This is a genomic window from Psychrobacter sp. LV10R520-6 (assembly GCF_900182925.1).
Taxonomy (GTDB): domain Bacteria; phylum Pseudomonadota; class Gammaproteobacteria; order Pseudomonadales; family Moraxellaceae; genus Psychrobacter.
Genome location: NZ_LT900024.1, coordinates 1402525 through 1420235, shown reverse-complemented (window position 1 = coordinate 1420235; position 17711 = coordinate 1402525). Strand labels below are relative to the sequence as shown.

At 42.9% G+C, this 17711-nt stretch carries 12 protein-coding genes and 2 pseudogenes; 9 read left to right on the top strand and 5 right to left on the bottom strand.

From position 1 onward, the window contains the following. Complete coding sequence (locus U1P77_RS05910; protein ID WP_321156431.1) at positions 1-1710, top strand: ABC transporter ATP-binding protein; 1710 nt, start codon at positions 1-3, stop codon at positions 1708-1710. 251 nt (positions 1711-1961) lie between these two features. After that, a complete protein-coding gene (gene msrA, locus U1P77_RS05905; RefSeq protein WP_321156430.1) occupies positions 1962-3176 on the top strand; it encodes a peptide-methionine (S)-S-oxide reductase MsrA in 1215 nt (404 codons plus the stop codon). 838 nt (positions 3177-4014) lie between these two features. On the opposite strand, the gene folE is transcribed toward msrA, so the two are convergent. After that, a complete protein-coding gene (gene folE, locus U1P77_RS05900) occupies positions 4015-4611 on the bottom strand; it encodes a GTP cyclohydrolase I FolE (RefSeq protein ID WP_321156429.1) in 597 nt (198 codons plus the stop codon). Positions 4612-4945: 334 nt separating this feature from the next. Between folE and U1P77_RS05895 the strand changes: the two genes are divergently transcribed. Beyond that, positions 4946-5755 (top strand): enoyl-ACP reductase FabI, encoded by an 810-nt coding sequence (locus tag U1P77_RS05895; protein ID WP_201557775.1) that lies wholly within the window; start codon positions 4946-4948, stop codon positions 5753-5755. Positions 5756-5927: 172 nt separating this feature from the next. Then, positions 5928-6188, top strand: a pseudogene (locus tag U1P77_RS05890) (DUF1275 family protein); the annotation flags it as partial. Between the two features lie 406 nt (positions 6189-6594). Here the strand turns inward: U1P77_RS05890 and dauA are convergent. After that, complete coding sequence (dauA, locus tag U1P77_RS05885) at positions 6595-8292, bottom strand: C4-dicarboxylic acid transporter DauA (RefSeq protein ID WP_321156428.1); 1698 nt, start codon at positions 8290-8292, stop codon at positions 6595-6597. A gap of 622 nt (positions 8293-8914) precedes the next feature. Beyond that, a complete protein-coding gene (locus U1P77_RS05880) occupies positions 8915-9727 on the bottom strand; it encodes a ZIP family metal transporter (RefSeq protein WP_321156427.1) in 813 nt (270 codons plus the stop codon). Between the two features lie 396 nt (positions 9728-10123). Here U1P77_RS05880 and U1P77_RS05875 point away from each other — a divergent pair, with 396 nt between their 5' ends. Next, entirely contained in the window at positions 10124-11737 is a 1614-nt protein-coding gene (locus U1P77_RS05875; protein ID WP_321156426.1) for a hypothetical protein, read from the top strand. A gap of 119 nt (positions 11738-11856) precedes the next feature. Next, positions 11857-12087, top strand: a pseudogene (locus U1P77_RS05870) (DUF1275 family protein); the annotation flags it as partial. Positions 12088-12195: 108 nt separating this feature from the next. Here the strand turns inward: U1P77_RS05870 and tnpA are convergent. After that, a complete protein-coding gene (tnpA, locus tag U1P77_RS05865; RefSeq protein WP_321155677.1) occupies positions 12196-12606 on the bottom strand; it encodes an IS200/IS605 family transposase in 411 nt (136 codons plus the stop codon). 48 nt (positions 12607-12654) lie between these two features. Between tnpA and U1P77_RS05860 the strand changes: the two genes are divergently transcribed. Beyond that, positions 12655-13749: an RNA-guided endonuclease InsQ/TnpB family protein gene (locus tag U1P77_RS05860; protein WP_321156425.1), complete on the top strand. Its 1095-nt coding sequence runs from the start codon at positions 12655-12657 to the stop codon at positions 13747-13749. Positions 13750-13970: 221 nt separating this feature from the next. Here the strand turns inward: U1P77_RS05860 and U1P77_RS05855 are convergent, their stop codons facing one another. Further along, entirely contained in the window at positions 13971-14132 is a 162-nt protein-coding gene (locus tag U1P77_RS05855; protein ID WP_321156424.1) for a hypothetical protein, read from the bottom strand. A 688-nt stretch (positions 14133-14820) separates the two neighbouring features. Here U1P77_RS05855 and U1P77_RS05850 point away from each other — a divergent pair. Continuing rightward, entirely contained in the window at positions 14821-16242 is a 1422-nt protein-coding gene (locus U1P77_RS05850) for an SLC13 family permease (protein WP_321156423.1), read from the top strand. Positions 16243-16458: 216 nt separating this feature from the next. Further along, positions 16459-17478: an alpha/beta fold hydrolase gene (locus tag U1P77_RS05845; RefSeq protein WP_321156422.1), complete on the top strand. Its 1020-nt coding sequence runs from the start codon at positions 16459-16461 to the stop codon at positions 17476-17478. Positions 17479-17711: the final 233 nt, after the last annotated feature.

Genomic DNA, 17711 nt, shown 5'->3' with positions numbered 1-17711 from the left:
ATGACCACGAAATTTACGACACCTGATATAACCGTTCCTCAAGATGATAATTTGCATAAAAGTGATATCAATAATCACGGCAATATTGATGAAAACAGTGCCGCAATTTTAACAGTCGATCAGCTAAGTATTGTCACTGCGGCAGGCATACCGTTAGTCGATAAGCTGTCTTATCAACTTAAAAAAGGTCAAACGCTGGCTATCGTTGGTGAATCCGGATCGGGTAAATCTATTGCCAGTTTAGCACTACTAGGCTTATTACCAGAAAGTCTAACCGTTAGTGGCAACGTGCAGCTAGCGGGTGTGGGAAAGCTACTGATCGCTGATAGTAGTAGCGCCCGAAATAAGTCGTTGAAGGCCATTCGTGGTCAACGTATGGGTATGGTATTTCAAGAGCCAATGACCGCGCTAAATCCACTTCATACCGTTGCCAAGCAAATCGCTGAATCGTTACGTTTAAGTGGCGTATCTAAGAAACAATGGCGTGAACAAACTATTGCTTTGTTAAATGACGTTAATATCACTGATCCCGCTGATAAGCTTAACCGCTATCCGCACGAGCTGTCAGGGGGTCAGCGCCAGCGGGTAATGATAGCTATGGCACTAGCACAAAAGCCAGATATTTTGATTGCTGATGAGCCTACTACTGCTCTTGATATAACCTTGCAGCATGAGATTTTAGCGCTGTTAGATAGCCTCAAGCGTGTGCATAATATGGCGATGATTTTAATCAGCCATGACCTTAATCTTGTACGCCGTCATAGCGATGAGATTATCGTTATGCGCCAAGGACAGACCATTGAGCAAGGTAATACCTCAGCAATTTTTCATCAGCCTAAGGCCGACTATACCCGCACGCTGATGCAGCAAAACTTTGGCGCAGCGCTCAAACTAGCTGATACTGCGCCTAAAAATAGTCATGTGCCAGTGCTAGAAGTGAAAAACTTGCAAGTACAATTTCCCGTAGAAAAAAGTTTATTTGGCGGTACCAAACGCTGGTTCGATGCAGTAAAAGACGTGAGCATGACGCTAAAAACAGGGCAGGCGTTAGGTATCGTTGGCGAGTCTGGCTCAGGCAAAACCACTATAGCGCTGGCGTTAAGTCAGCTGCTTGGTAATCAAGCGCGTATTAGTGGGCAGATAGCTGTCAATGGGCAAGATATAAAGGCCTTGTCTAAAAATGAGCTACGTAAGTTTCGCTCGCAGATTCAAATGGTATTTCAAGACCCATTTGCCAGCATTAATCCGCGCATGACGGTGTTACAGATTGTTGAAGAAGGGCTACTCGTACAAGGATTCGGTAAGATGGCGCGTCAGCAAGCCGTTATGGATAGTTTGGAGACGGTGCACTTGCCCTTGGAGTTTGCGCACCGCTATCCCCATGAGCTATCGGGCGGTCAGCGTCAACGGGTGGCATTGGCGCGAGCATTGGTCATGCAACCGCGTTTACTGATATTAGATGAACCCACATCCGCGCTCGACAGTACCACACAGGTAACAGTGGTTAATCTGCTACGTGAAATTCAAGAAAAGTTGCAAATCAGCTATGTGTTTATCAGTCATGACCTAAAAGTCGTGCGCGCCTTATGCCAGCATATTATGGTATTAAAAGATGGTGAGTGTGTTGAATCAGGGCGTACTGAAGACATTTTTAATAACCCGCAGCACCCTTATGCCAAGCGTTTGTTACAAGCGAGTACCATGGCCTAAATGAGAGAAAACTTAACCAATCTATCTCTTAGGAAAAATAAAATAACTAAGCTGAGCTTCGCTTATTAAGTCTTCAATATTTATCGCAACGACCTTATATTGTCTTTTCAGTCTACTTGATCACCGTTCGTAGTTTTATAAGTCAAACTTAAATGATATAACGCATTGTAAACATATATAACAATATAGGAATGTTTCGGTGATACCGAGAGGTTATGATATATAGATAAAATTACTTTTGGGAAATTTTTATGAATTTTAAATTACAAGCTAAAGTCGTTGGTATGGCCATCGTGGCGAGCAGTGCTCTTTACGCAGGCTGTGCCTCCACCGAAAATAGCACTACTGTGAAGAACCCTACCGCAGCCAACCCTTATGCGCCTACAGATTCTAACTTGGCAGTGGCCACGGTAGCTGGTGGCTGTTTTTGGTGCGTCGAAGCAGGTTATGAAAAAATCCCTGGCGTAGTAGAAGTGGTCTCTGGTTACACTGGTGGCCAAACTGAAAACCCGACCTACAGCATGGTATCGGCAGGTGGCACTGGCCATACTGAAGCTGCGCAAGTATATTATGATCCACAGAAGATCAGCTATAACGGTATAGTGCAGGCCCTGTGGCGAATCGCAGATCCTACCGATGATAAAGGTCAGTTCGTAGATCGTGGCACTCAGTATCGTCCAGCTATTTTTTATAATAATCCGCAAGAAAAGCAGATAGCAGAAGCGGCTAAGCAGTCGCTGCAAGCCTCTGGAGTGTACAAGAAGCCAGTAGTCATTGAGATTGTCCCTGCAAGTACTTTCTATCCAGCTGAAGAGTATCATCAGGATTACTACAAGAAAAATCCATTACGCTACAAATATTACACCTTTAATTCTGGTCGCTACCAGTTTATCGAAAGCGTATATGGTAAAAACTATGAGCTGGATTTCAGTCAGTTCAAACCTACCGCTGACAGCACAAAGCAGGAAGTCTCAAGTAACAATTCAAACGCTAAAGCAGGCGCAGGCTTCAATCCGGATACGTTTGTAAAGCCAGGAAAAGAGGAACTGAAAAAGTCACTCAGTGACATGCAATATAAAGTTACTCAGGAAGACGGTACCGAGCGCGCTTTCAAAAACGCCTATTGGGATAACAAAGAGCCTGGGCTGTATGTAGACGTGATATCGGGTGAGCCGCTATATTCCTCTCGTGACCAATTCAAGTCTGGAACTGGCTGGCCGAGCTTCACTCGCCCGTTAGGCGCTGACATGGTAGTTAAAAAGGCAGATCGAGGCTTCTTCTCGACCCTTACGGAAATTCGTAGCCGCTACGCTGACTCGCACGTGGGTCACGTATTTGATGATGGTCCAGCACCCACAGGCAAGCGCTATTGCATGAACTCAGCAGCAATGCGTTTCATTCCGCTAGCGCAAATGGAAAAGGAAGGTTACGGCAACTGGATTGACGAAGTAAAATCTGCCAGTTAAATTTTATTTCATTGTAATCAAAGATCGCTCATCGGTGTCTAATCACCAACATGGTGAGCGATTTTTTTTGTCAGCGCTCTGCGGTGGCGATGGTGTCAACCAGAATGGAGTAACTCGGTGCGTCCTCAGCACTTTTTATCAATATCCCGCTAAGCATGAATTTTCGACCGCTCAACCCTTTCTCAATTTTTTTCTGTAGGCAATTGGCGTACTCTATACTCCTATAGTGGCCCTATTCGATTATATAGACCCTATAAATTAATGATTGCCTCCGTTTTACGGATAACGACATTTAATATCACATTGTCAATATCAGTGACGATGTGGCATGACACAAATGCCTATTCACTAAACAAATTGGAGAAAAAATATGATAAAGACTGGAGATGAACTCCTGTGCACGGACGGTAATGACTGTTATGTAGCAGGAAGGACCTACATTGTAGGCAAGTTTGTGAGCGGAAAATACTTTGAATTATTGACAGGATGCAATGATGATCGTTGGTATGTCACAATGGATGATGAAGGTATACGCGTATGCTTCAGCGCTATTACAAATGACTATTGCGACGCTTGGTTTACTAAAATAGAGAATCCTAATTATGCCTAAAAACAGATTTAGCGATAGTAATAAAGCCAGTCTAGTTTTTTAAAAAGCTCTGAGACTTATTTCTGAGATCAGTAATATTCTTATTAGAGTTAAAGCTTTTGATAGTGATCAATGACTTTTGAACAGTTTGTAAGAGAGTCAAGAACAGTCAAATAGACTTAAAAATTAACCAAAAAAAAGGACGCTCATGCATCCTTGAATTTATTCTTTGTTCTATTATTTTTAAAATTAAAAAGCCGGTTGCCGTCTAGGTATCGCGCTCAAAAACTCCATACGTGATTGATTGTCATGAACAAATTCACCTAGCATAGCCGTCGTACGTGTGGTTGTATGTTGTTTACTGACACCGCGCATCATCATACACATGTGAGACGCATCCATCACTACCGCCACGCCGCGACAGCCGGTCACATCCATAATGGTCTGTGCAACTTGTTCGCTTAAGTTTTCTTGAACTTGCAAACGACGAGCAAACATGTCTACGATACGAGCAAATTTTGATAAGCCTAATACTTGTCCATTTGGCAAATAGCCCACATGTGCGATACCATGAAAGGGCAGCATATGGTGCTCACATAACGAATAAAATTCAATGTTTTGTACCAGTACCAGCTCACGATTGGTCGATGGGAACAACGCGTCATTGACAACCTTATCCAAGCTTTGATGATAGCCTTTGGTCAAGTGAGCAAAAGCTTTTGCCGCGCGCATGGGAGTATCTCCAAGACCCGGGCGCTCTAGGTCTTCGCCGGTTGAAGTAATCAGTTGACGATAGGACTCGATGCTCTCTTGGTAATCTGATGTTATGGTTGGGGTATTACTCATAAGTTTGGCAGCCATCCAAAATGTGGGTGTAGCTTAACGCTAAATCCTTGTTTATAAACAACGGTTGTAAAGGATTCTTATAAAAATTGTGCAAGCTGGGAAGGGCTGTAATTATACGTGAACTTTGCTCAACTTCATACCGTTATGGACAAGGCTAAGTGCTTTAATCAGGGATTGTCCCTAATTACCTATAATAGTTTACGACTGTTTACTTAATATGATTCGTGTATAATAAGACGTTTTTTTATCGCTTTATTTCGCTGCAATTTAGCAGTGTTTATTTATCATATCGAATATAACTTGTATATATTCGATCGATCCACAAGGAACTATTATGCTACTCCAAGGACAACGCTTTGTCGTTACCGGCATCGCCAGCAAACTCTCTATCGCATGGGCTATCGCTGAAGCGCTGCATCGTGAAGGAGCATCTTTAATCCTAACTTATCCTAACGATAAAATTAAAAAGCGCGTGGATATGGCAGCCGAAAAATTTGAGGCCGATCTGGTACTTGAGTGTGATGTGGCCTCGGATGATTCTATTGCCGCCTGTTTTGAGCAAGTAACGGCGCATTGGGGCGATGGTATTGATGGCGTCGTACATGCGATTGGCTTTGCTCCGATGGATCAGCTCAATGGTGATTTTACCAGTGCTACCACTCGCGAGGGCAGTCAAATTGCCCATGATATTTCAAGCTATAGCTTTGTCGCTTTGGCCAAAGAAGCCCGCGAACTACTAGCAATGCGTCACGGTTCTATGTTGACTCTGACTTATGAAGGTAGTATCTCAGTCTTGCCAAACTATAATGTCATGGGTATGGCAAAGGCCAGTTTAGAGGCCAGTGTAAGATATTTAGCGACATCAATGGGCGGTGAAGGTATTCGCGTTAATGCCATCTCAGCAGGTCCTATTCGAACGCTTGCGGCTAGCGGTATTAAGTCATTCCGTAAGATGCTCGATATCAGTGAAAAAATTGCACCACTACAGCGTAATATTAGTCAAATGGAAGTGGGTAATGCCGCGCTATTCTTGCTATCGCCGTGGGCGTCTGGTATCACTGGTGAGATTATGTTTGTTGATGCCGGCTTCAATACCGTGGCCATCAGTGAGCAGTTAATGATGCTAGATGAACAAGATAAGTAAATTAAGTGGTTAGCCGTTGGTAATTAATCACTAATGCTCAACCACCCGTTGTTATATGTTGTTGTATGGATAAATAACGAAAAAAGGCAGCCAATCGGCTGTCTTTTTTCGTTATAACCTTTTTCAGTTATACTATAGGCTTTTTCGGATGATGAGCTATTAGGCGGCGGATATGATAACCAAACTACCGAAATGGATACTGTGGGGCGGCGCGGTATTGGCATTTAGTGCCGGCTGCGTTAATACCGCTGCGTTAATGGGCTTTACCAACCTGTCCGTATCGCATGTCACCGGTAATGTCAGTTTGTTTTCAGCTGCCATCGCGCATTTTGATGCTCGCAGTATTTTATATATTGGCGCGTCGTTACTGTCATTTTTGGCAGGGGCGATATTAAGTGGGTTTGTAATTGGGAAAACCTCTTTAAAGCTTGGTATAACCTGCGCGAACGTCGTAATGGGCAGCGTAAAGGGGTCTCTGCGTATGAATCATTAACCGGGAAATGTGTTAATGATTGGCTGACACTTCTGGGCTTTCCTCCCTCAAAAACCGCTCACTAAAACACCCATTTTCACCTAGATTATCTTACCGGTTCCGCATTTGTTGAACTGGCGATAGAGTGTGGATTGTTACCCTAAATAACCCTGATTTGATCGGTCCCTTTATAAGCCTATTTTTTATTCTAACGTGGATAGATAAATCAGAAAACCATTTTATATCATGTTGTTATTGATTTTTGGTAAGGGAAATGGGTTGTATTATATTTTAATCATTTGACACAAGGCTTAACTCGCCGCTAAAGCAAACGAGAATGCGCCCCGATAATGTTCAAGAATAAGTATTATTGCGAGATCATTTCATTAGCGATGGCCACAGCCTCTTTGATTGTCCGCGAGAATTGAATTTTCCCCGGTTTATAGCGGACTCCAGCACGGCGTAATTTCACCACCATTCTTGGTTCTAAGTTATTAATAACTAATCCTATATGTTGTCTGGCAAGACTATCCTTAATCGATTCCATGGTGACAATTGCACTCATATCAAGCATATTAACCTCAGACATATCCAGTATAACAACGCGAAGATCCGGCGTAACAATGGAAATACTTTGCAGCGCTTTTTGCGCAGATCCGAAAAATAATGGCCCGTTAATATCATAGATGACAATATTATCAGCGAGCTCACCGTGGAGTTCATGGTTTTTTTCTATTTCGGTTGTCTTGGTCAGCGTAATACTTTTGCGGATAAACAGCAGAGCGGATAATCCCATTCCCACCGCAACAGCAACCGTCATATCAAAGAGTACCGTCAGTGAAAAACATAAAATCAATACAATAACATCATCCCTTGGCGCGACTTTAATAGTGCGAATAAAGTGTTTCGCTTCACTCATATTCCATGCTACTACCAATAATAAAGCCGCCATTGACGCCATCGGGATATAAGCCAGTAAAGGCGTAAGCGCTAGTATTGAACCAAGAATAAACAAACTGTGTACTACGGATGAGAGCGGTAAATTCCCGCCAGCTTTAATGTTAGCAGCGGTGCGGGCAATGGCTGCGGTTGCAGGTATGCCACCAAATAACGGGACAATCATATTGCCAATCCCCTGCCCGATAAGCTCGTCATTGGGATTATGTTTTTTGCCTGACATACCATCAGCGACGACTGCACATAACAATGATTCAAGTGCGCCTAATATTGCAATGGTAATCGCAGCGGGTAATAGCATTTTGATAAGAGCAAAACTCAAGCCAATGGGATTACCGTTGGCGTCGGGTAAATTCCATGGCCACTCAAATGCCGGCAAAATTGCCGGGATGCCATCACCAATTAGACCATTGATTTCATAGTGAAATCGACTGGCAATGGTTGCAACAGAAAAATCTTGACTTAACAGGCTAAATAACCATGCAGAGATGGAGCCTACAAGGAGTGCGATCAGATGTCCCGGTATTTTGGATCGCATGCGAGGCCAGAGTAACAATGTGGTAATAGTGAGTGCACCAATTAACAATTCTTGCCAGTTGATGGTGGGTAATGAAGACACTATCAATAAAAGCTTATCCAGATAGTCCCCATTTAGCGCTTCTATGTTGAGCCCTAAAAAATCTTTTATCTGCAATGTACCGATAACAACACCAATACCGGCTGTGAATCCGATAATGACCGGGTAGGGAACAATCTCAATAAGCTTGCCGAGCTTGCCAACCCCCATCAATATCATAATGATACCAGCCATAAAACCACTAACGAGCAGTCCCCCTATGCCAAACTGCTGAACAATTGGCAATAACACAACGACAAATGCCGCAGTGGGGCCTGATATATTCACTTTAGAACCGCCACTCAGGGCAATAACAATGCCGGCGACAATAGCCGTGTACAGTCCATGCTGAGGTGGGACACCACTTGCAATGGCTAACGCCATCGATAACGGAAGCGCAATAACGCCGACAGCTAACCCTGACAGAATATTCTCTTGAATATCTGAAAGTGTTATTTTGCTTGCTAAGGATTTTCTTAATGCTGAAAACAATGTGTACTCGCTTATTGAGCGCTAACGCCCTAATCTAGGAAATCTAATTAATCTGGTGGGTTAAAATCAAGAATAAGTCTTTGTTGTAAATTCCAATAGTTAACGATGACTTAATCAAACGTTCTGCTATCACTGATTTTTTCTACACAATCTAGGAGCGCTTATTGACCTGGTTCGCTATGAGGCGGCATAGTTAATAATATGCAATCTTGGTATCATTAATAAAGCTGTCTATAATACTAATATTATAAACAATCAGTTAATCAGACTTGGATAGTAAATCGCTGATGCTATTTGTAGAGATAGCATGTAAGAATCGTTGAATTATTAAAACGATTTGTACACTTTATACACCTTAGAAATTGATTTTGAAAGCTATATTAACGTTATACCAAAAGAATTAATGAAGAAAACAAGGTTTAGGCAGGAAAAACGCGCACTAGCAAGGTCTTAGTTGCAGGTGATAGTTATTCTCACTGCACAAAATCCTCTGCCACGATGTTGAACAGTCTTAGCGGGCCACGAAGTGGTAAAGAACACGACGTTTTGCATAATACTCACCACGCAGGTAGGTTAATTTTAACTACTAAGACTAATCACCCTTTTAGCTCCTTTGGTATAATTACCCGAGGGCGACATCCAAAGTCATCATGAGAGCAAAACCTACCATGACCCCGACGGTGGCAATATCTGAATGTTTTTCGGCCTGGGATTCCGGAATTAACTCCTCTGCCACAACATAGATCATCGCCCCTGCTGCAAAAGACAGAGCATAAGGCAATAGAGGCTGCATATAGATAACTGCCAAAGCGCCAACCACACCGGTAACAGGTTCGACCATGCCGGAAAACTGACCATACATAAAGCTCTTTTTCCTAGACATCCCTTCTCGCCGGAGAGGCACGGATACCGCAGCCCCCTCTGGAAAATTCTGAATACCAATACCGATAGCAAGCGCAATGGCCCCGCCGATTGAGGCTGCGGGATGTCCTGCTGCAGCGGCACCAAAGGCAACACCCACCGCCAAACCTTCAGGAATATTATGGAGGGTAATCGCTAGCACCAAGAGCACAGAACGTTGCCAACTGGTTTTTATGCCTTCAGCTTCTTTTGTCGGAAAACCAGGGTGCAGGTGAGGCAGAGTCTTATCGGTCAACCAAAGAAAACCACCACCGGTGAGAAAACCTATGAGAGCAGGCACCCAAGGGGTCCCGCCTGTTTCTTCCACCATTTCAATGGCAGGGGCTAGCAGCGACCAGAAACTGGCTGCAATCATAACCCCTGACGCACTGCCGAGCATGCCATCCATCACCTTTCGGTTGATGGTTTTGAAAAAAAAGACCACACTCGCGCCAAGTGCTGTTACAAACCAAGTGAAACAAGTCGCGAGAAAAGCCTGCATCACGGGAGAAAGTTGCAAAAACCAATCGACCATTTTACCTGTTCCTTAAAATGTATTTAAACAGACTCAAAGACTCATTCGCGCGCTGTTGATGCCGCGTTTCCAAGTGTGCAACTTGCGCCTTGGTTACGATAACGCTTTGTCCGAGTCTGGCAGATGGACTTAACCCTTCTAACAGAAAAAGCGGGACAGCCAAACCTTTTAAGCACAATTATATGTTAATAAAACGCGCAATTTATCTCCACAAATGGTCAAGAATTTGTGCGTTCAAGCGACAATCTCAGCTCGTTCATTCTGATGGAAACAATCGGATCATATTAATACCAAATGAATTAAATTGATGATCAGATTAGGTGTTTTCTAAAAATAAGTAACTAACTGTATTAAAAAGTTAAAAGAAAAAATAAACCTGATCACTTAATAATTTCTTTGGAACCAATCAAACTTGGGCAACACTTTGACAAGGAGAGTCTGAGGGATCAAGCTACGTTATTTAAACCAATTGCTCTGCCAAAAGCAGTTTATATAACAGTAAAAAATATGCCGATACTTGACCGAACACAACTTAAACCCTCAGACAAATTGCATCTTCTCGCAAAAACACTCTGTTGCCAAGCTCATGGCAACATTACTTCTTTAGCCAATGATTTTTCTATCTCCAGAAAAGCAGTCTACGCAGCACGTGATGCTCTGCAGGCAGCATTGAATGCGTTAATTTCTGATAAGGAAAAATCAGACTGCATTGTCAGTGTTGCTGTCGATAAATTTCAGTTACGTCGGGCTATCGTCGCTTTATCCATTACATCCGCCAACTCTATTCGCGCCATTCAAGATCAAATTCCCATTATCTACCCTGGCTGCTCCGTTAGTTTTGGTTATATTCAAGGGGTGATCATTGAAGCACAAAAAAACGCGGCATTATTTAACAAAACCGTACCATTAGCCAATATTGAAAGTATTGCCATCGATGAAATGTTTAGTCAGGGCGATCCTGTTTTGGCTGGCATTGACCTTGATAGTGGATATTTATTCTCGCTATCACATGAAACATCACGTGATGGTGAAACATGGGCTCGGGTGCTTGGTGAGGCTAAAGAGCAAGGCATGGCGCCTAAACATGTTGTTAAAGATGGAGCAAAAGGGATAGCCAAAGGTATTGAAATAACTTTTGATGAAATAGAACAGCGTGACGATGCTTTTCACGCCGTTTATTTAGCCAGTAAAGCGAGATTGAAACTTGCGCGTAAAGCCTATCGCTACATAGATTACGAAGCCAAAGCTGAGAAGAAGCACCTCAAAACATCACCTGAAAATAAGAGAAGTTTGGCTAAATCACTCGATTGGGCTAAGAAAAGGTGCACTGACGCCATTGAACGGTATACTTTTGCAGGCCAAGCGGTTCAAAAAATTCGCCAGGCTTTTTGCTGTATTAATTTTAAGAGCGGAGAGTTAATTACACCTGATGCCGCACAGCGATTGCTTAGTCAAGCAATCGCGCTCTTGCGCAAAACCGAGCACAGAGATTGCGAATCTGTAGCATGCTACCTAGAGAATCGACTCATTGGCTTAACCTCTGCAACATCAGCATTATATCAACGTTTATCAGCGCTCCAATGCCAATACTCTGATGCGGTTATCTCACTGACCTGCCGTATAATTGAACGTAAAAGGAAACTAAAAAAAATGAATCCATGGAAGCGCCGTGATGTGACAATCGAAATAGCGGGAGCGTATTATTTACTCGGCCGCGAACTCATTAATACAGAGATTACTGAAATAATGCGTAAAATAGAGCAACTCCTCCACACTCGGCATATGGCATCAAGTGCCATTGAAGGATTTAACGCAACCTTGCGAACTTATCTTTATGCAAGGAAAGGCGTTAATCAAGGTTTCTTAGCATTATTTAAAGCTTGGTATAACCTGCGCGAACGTCGTAATGGGCAGCGTAAAGGGGTCTCTGCGTATGAATCATTAACCGGGAAATGTGTTAATGATTGGCTGACACTTCTGGGCTTTCCGCCCTCAAAAACCGCTCACTAAAACACCCATTTTCACCTAAATTATCTTACCGGTTCCGCATCTGTTGAACTAGCGATAGAGTGTGGATTGTTACCCTAAATAACCCTGATTTGATCGGTCCCTATTTTTTATATCAGCAGCATGATTATTTAGGACAATTAGCGGCGGCAATGGCCTGCGGATTACAAAATGCTATGGTGGCGACTTATAGCGGCGCGGTCATACGTACGACCCATTTGACGGGTTTGACATCCGACATGGGCGCAGCGATTGGTAACTGGCTAGCAGGTCGCCGCATCAGCAAACCCACATTAGGCTTTCAAGCCATTATTTGGTATTGTTTTTGCGCGGGCGGAGTAGTGGGTGCGTTTTTATCAAAAAGTGCCGTAAAACCACGTCGTTCTAGGGCGTGGATGTAAGGCATTTCTCAAAAAGTGCCGTAAAACCACGTCGTTCTAGGGCGTGGATGTAAGGCATTTCTAGTTAGGTACTTGCTGTTGGTCGATATATTGTCTAATAACTTCAATTGAAGCCCCGCCACAGCTTGAAGCAAAATAACTGGGCGACCACAGTGCGCTACCCCAAAGTTCTTGATTGATAGAAACGTAGTTTTTTTTACGAATCATTCTGCTAGACACCCCTTTTAAGCTATTTACTAAAGATGAAATGCTGACTTTTGGCGGGTAATTAACCAAAAGATGCACATGATCTTCTTCACCATTAAACTCTACGAGCTGAGCATTAAAATCCTGACAGACCTGATTTAATATTAAGCTCAGTTCATCTAACCCCTCTTTGGTAAATACTTTTCCTCTATATTTAGTAACAAAGACCAAATGAACGTGAAGATTATAAACAACGTGTCTACCACGCCTTAATGTGTTTGACATACCATTAGACCAAATGTAAAATAACAATAAATCATTATAGTTTAAACCATGAAAACACTCAAGCTACGTATCAAAGATAAGCACGCCAATCAGTTAAATAAGCTGTCTGGCGCGGTGAATTTTGTGTGGAACTATGTGAATGATTTGAGTTTTAAACACTTGCAACGCACCGGGCATTTCTTTTCAGCATACGATATAGCAGCTTATACCAAAGGCAGCGGTGAATTTCTAAATCTGCACAGCCAAACCCTTCAAGCGATCACTGAAACCCATGCCAAAAGCCGCAAGCAATTTAAGAAAGCAAAACTGAATTGGCGCACTAACAACCCTAAAGCCAAGCGTAAAAGCTTAGGCTGGATTCCTTTCAAAAAATCGGCCATCAAGTATTTAGGTGTCAAGAAGGCGGGTAAGAAAAGCCTTAAATCCACTATTCAATTCAGTCTTGCCAAAGGTAGAAATCTGACTATTGATGTGTGGGATAGCTACAATTTAGCCCTCTACACCATCAATACTTGTGAATTAGTACAAGACAGTCGTGGTCTTTGGTATGCGTGTGTGACGGTTAAAGAGCATTCAAATATTGAGTGTGGTTATGGTGAAACTGGCATCGACTTAGGATGCAAGGATTCAGCGACGACAAGCGACGGTGATACCTTAGTAACCAAATTAACCCATAAATACGCATCAAAACTAGGCATCGCTCAACGCGCTAAGAATAAAAAGAGGGTCAAGGCCATTCATGCCAAGATCAAAAACACCCGCCAACACCTGATCCATGCTTTTACCAGTAAACTCGTCAAAGATAATAACGTAATCATCGTTGGTAAGCTTCAATCAAAATCATTCACCTCAACCAAACTAGCCAAATCCGTCTATGACGCAAGTTGGTTTGAAGTAAAACGGCAACTGACTTACAAATGCGAGAACGCAGGTTGCCAATACTTAGAAGTGAATGAAAGCTACACCACCCAAACCTGTTCGTGCTGCGGCTCACGCCAAAACAGTCCGAAAGGTAGGACAGATTTGAGAATAAGAGAATGGCTTTGCGAGTGCGGTGTCACTCATCAACGCGACGTTAATGCGGCAAAAAACATTCTCGCGCTCGGGCTTGAGCGTCTAGCAGTAGGAATCACCGTCGTTTAGGGCGGTGAGGAAGTCAAATGCCAGAGTGGGTTATGGCGCGTTATTTGTGCCCATTACGATTGTACTTGCGGCAGCATTTTTTTATAACCATGCATCCGAGCGGCTACCCGAAAAACGCCAACGTAGAAAAAAAAGGCGGTCATCAGAGTAATAAGCGCTTTTCTTATAATTTATAGCTTCGTGTTATAGCCTTGTCACGCAGGCTAACTTAATTAGATAGACTACTTTTCGTCTTCTTTATGATCTTCATGTTCATGGAGACCTTGCATCATATCGAGCGCCGAGTCATCGGTACGCTGTTGGTCTTCTTTAGCAAGGCCATCTTGATTGATATCCTTTGGTGCCATTTTGGTGGTTGAGTCAGGCTTATCACGATTGTCCATGAGGTACTCCCAATTTTTTTTATTAATTCTTCAATGATCATACTATTAAATGAACTACCCACTACCTAAGAGGTAGGGGTTTCTTGGGTAATACCCATACTTATTTGCGATGTTCTGCAATAGCGGTTAGGCAAGTTTACCGAGCTATCCCCCTCGCACCGAGGGTTCACATTATTGCTGTTTTCAAGCAATTCGGTGACAGACTAACGATGATGTTATTAGATTGCTCTAAAGGTCTGAAATGCTGTTCCTTAAGTAGAATTTAGCAACTAAGCGAGATTTTGTCAAGACGCATTCAGCCCACTACCTTAGAGGTAGGGGACTTCTGCGCTAAAATATTAAATTCTAAAAGTGTCAGTTGACTGACACTTTTAGGTTAACCCATTGAGTATGTGATATTGGTCACTAGTTGTACAGGGATGATGTGCGATTATTTAGTGACGGTATGTAACGACACATCAACCTAATTTGACGGCTTAAGGTGAGTTATCACAGTCAGGGAACGATAAAGCCATATTGCTAATAAGGTTTTTTTAGAACACTGTAAAAAGTATTCGGGTGGAGAATATTCCTGTTATGATGACAGCGTATTTTGGTAGGGCCGTTATAGAGCTATTGCTAATGGCTAAAATTTATCTTTACCCCCTATAATTTTTATCACTGTCTTTGGACACAATAAGGACATTTTATGTCAGAGCAGAAATTAGACAGCCATCTTCCTGATGATGGCAACGAATATTTATTTACCGATACCTTCCCAAAGGGTACTGGTAAAGGGCTAATAGTAGTGGCAATAGCTGCGATTATCAGTATGATTATTTACAACGTCCTACCGTACGATATCAGTGCCAATAAAGGCCTCACCCTGCTGTTCTTTATTGGCGTGTTGTGGTTGACTGAAGCGGTGCATGTGACTATTACCGCGATATTGGTCGTCGTAATAGGGGCACTTATTGGTATACCAGACTTCGATGCCGAAATCGGTTTACAAAGTTTTGCCAACCCGATTATTTATTTGTTCTTTGGTGGTTTTGCGTTAGCGGCAGCGTTGCATGTGCAGAAATTGGATAGAAAAATTGCGCTCAAGATTTTATCAATGTCAGGTGGCAATCTTGGAACCGCAGTATTTTTGATATTTGGGGTGACTGCATTTTTATCGATGTGGATATCGAATACGGCCACTGCGGCGATGATGTTGCCATTGGCGTTGGGTATTTTAACGCAGGTTGACCGTGAAAAAGACCGTGGCACTTTCGTGTTTGTGCTATTAGGTATCGCCTATTCTGCTAATCTTGGGGGTTTGGGTACGATTGTTGGTTCACCGCCTAATGCGATTGCTGCCAAAGCGCTTGATATTGCTTTTGTTGATTGGATGAAGTTTGGTATTCCCATGATGTTGGTGCTGTTGCCACTATTATTGGGGGCAATGTATCTTTTCCTTAAACCCAATCTCAATCGTCAGGTCACGCTCAACGAAGATGAGCCTATTGCATGGAATAAACCCCGTGTACTGACGATTATCGTATTTATTATAACCGCGTTGAGCTGGATACTCTCTAAACAAATCGGTGCCGCGCTTAATGTCGATGATGTTGATTCCATTGTCGCATTGTTAGCAGCATCAGCAGTGGTCAGCTTAGGTTTGGTATCATGGAAACAAGTCTCTGACAACACCGACTGGGGCGTACTCATGTTGTTCGGTGGTGGTATTGCGCTATCAACAGTTCTAAAAGTCTCAGGGGCCTCTTTGGTTCTTGGTCAAGCGGTCGCCAATGGGCTGTCATCTGCACCGCTTATCTTAGTGGTGCTTTCAGTAGCGGCATTCATTATCTTCTTAACGGAGTTTGCCTCTAATACCGCTTCTGCTGCTCTGTTAGTACCCGTATTTGCGGCTATTGCTGAGCAAATGGGTCTGCCGCCTGCCGTATTAGTCATGATTATTGGTATTGGTGCCTCGTGTGCCTTTATGCTACCGGTTGCCACCCCGCCAAATGCGATTGTCTTTGGTACGGGTCTCATCAAACAGTCAGAGATGATACGTGTTGGGGTTATTCTCAATATCATTGCTACGTTTATCGTTGGTCTGTGGGCGTATTTCTTCTTACTCTAATTGATGTTTAATTTAGTATTGCAACAATTAATGCAAGAACCCGATGTCTGCGCTATAGCCGGATATCGGGTTTTTTTATAGAGGTTTGATGGTCTTGTATTTGTCAGTTAATAACGTTTGGGGCTGTTCATTTTTTTGCTGCTATTATAAGCGTTGTTATGACTGCTGTATCAATAATATTTAGCGATGCAAATTAATCAAATGGAATTAATTAAAATGATGCCGCGTCTAGTAAAAATTGCTTTCTATATCTGCATAAGTATATTTGCCATATTAGCCGCTACACTAGCATTTTTTTGGGCACCTGATCGCAGTGTTGCTGAGTTAAAACAGTGGCAGCTGCCTAATAGTGAATTTATAGACGTGCAAGGCATGCAAGTTCACGTGGTGCAGTCAGCACAATGTGAGGTTTACCGAAGTAGAGCGATGATCGATAATGCGGTTAAATCCGGCACAACGCTACCGGAAGTTATGGTTTTATTGCACGGTACTTCAGCAAGCGTGCACACATGGGAGGGTTGGACGACACAGCTCAGCGATGAGTATTGTGTGGTGAGTATGGATCTGCCAGGGTTCGGTTTGACCGGGCCATACGCTGATAAGACGACAAAGTACACTAGCGCTGACTACGCCGCTTTTGTTGTAGAGCTGCTAGATACGTTGCGTTTAGATCGAGTCATTTTGGCAGGCAACTCACTAGGGGGCAAAATTGCTTGGCGTACAGCCGTCTTATATCCTGAGTATGTGGAAAAACTGATATTGATCGACTCAGTTGGCTATCCGGCCACGCCAAAAAGCGTACCCATTGGTTTTAAGCTCGCAAAATATCCTATGTTAACGCCCATCTTAAATTGTGTATTGCCCCGAAATATCGTTAAAAATAGCGTCCTGAGCGTTTATGTAGATGATAGCAAAGTCGATGAGGCTTTGGTTGATCGCTACTATGATTTGACATTGCGCCAAGGCAATCGCCAAGCACTTAGTCGGCGCTTGCAAGAGACTGATAGCGCGGCCAATCCAGAGCAAATCAAGCAGTTGGCCATACCAACCTTGATCTTATGGGGTGCACCGGATGACTTAATTCCTGTCGAAAACGCGGCTCTTTTTCATCGAGATATCAGTAACAGTCAGCTTAGGATATTTGATGGTTTAGGACACGTGCCACATGAAGAATATCCCATTGCGACAGTGGCGGTAGTCAAACAGTTCTTGGCTGAAGAGCCAGTAAGTGAATAGTATTTAATAAGTTTGATACAGTAGGCCATATGAACGCTGATAGGTTCGTTTTATTGATATTATTAATCATATTAAAATAGCAACGCTATCAATTCTGAAATCGGATTTCATCTTGAATCGCAGCCAAATTATCCCCATAATCTAACCACTCTTCATATAAAAAAATAGCCTAAGCAAATATGACTAATACTTCAAAGAACACCGAAAATATGAACGATAACAGTCTAAATAGT

What these genes read in the sequence shown, in the direction of transcription:
- U1P77_RS05855 (WP_321156424.1), bottom strand. Translation starts at nt 14,132, where the DNA reads ATGGACAATCGTGATAAGCCTGACTCAACCACCAAAATGGCACCAAAG.
- tnpA (WP_321155677.1), bottom strand. Translation starts at nt 12,606, where the DNA reads ATGTCAAACACATTAAGGCGTGGTAGACACGTTGTTTATAATCTTCAC.
- folE (WP_321156429.1), bottom strand. Translation starts at nt 4,611, where the DNA reads ATGAGTAATACCCCAACCATAACATCAGATTACCAAGAGAGCATCGAG.
- U1P77_RS05895 (WP_201557775.1), top strand. Translation starts at nt 4,946, where the DNA reads ATGCTACTCCAAGGACAACGCTTTGTCGTTACCGGCATCGCCAGCAAA.
- msrA (WP_321156430.1), top strand. Translation starts at nt 1,962, where the DNA reads ATGAATTTTAAATTACAAGCTAAAGTCGTTGGTATGGCCATCGTGGCG.
- U1P77_RS05880 (WP_321156427.1), bottom strand. Translation starts at nt 9,727, where the DNA reads ATGGTCGATTGGTTTTTGCAACTTTCTCCCGTGATGCAGGCTTTTCTC.
- U1P77_RS05910 (WP_321156431.1), top strand. Translation starts at nt 1, where the DNA reads ATGACCACGAAATTTACGACACCTGATATAACCGTTCCTCAAGATGAT.
- U1P77_RS05850 (WP_321156423.1), top strand. Translation starts at nt 14,821, where the DNA reads ATGTCAGAGCAGAAATTAGACAGCCATCTTCCTGATGATGGCAACGAA.
- U1P77_RS05860 (WP_321156425.1), top strand. Translation starts at nt 12,655, where the DNA reads ATGAAAACACTCAAGCTACGTATCAAAGATAAGCACGCCAATCAGTTA.
- U1P77_RS05845 (WP_321156422.1), top strand. Translation starts at nt 16,459, where the DNA reads ATGATGCCGCGTCTAGTAAAAATTGCTTTCTATATCTGCATAAGTATA.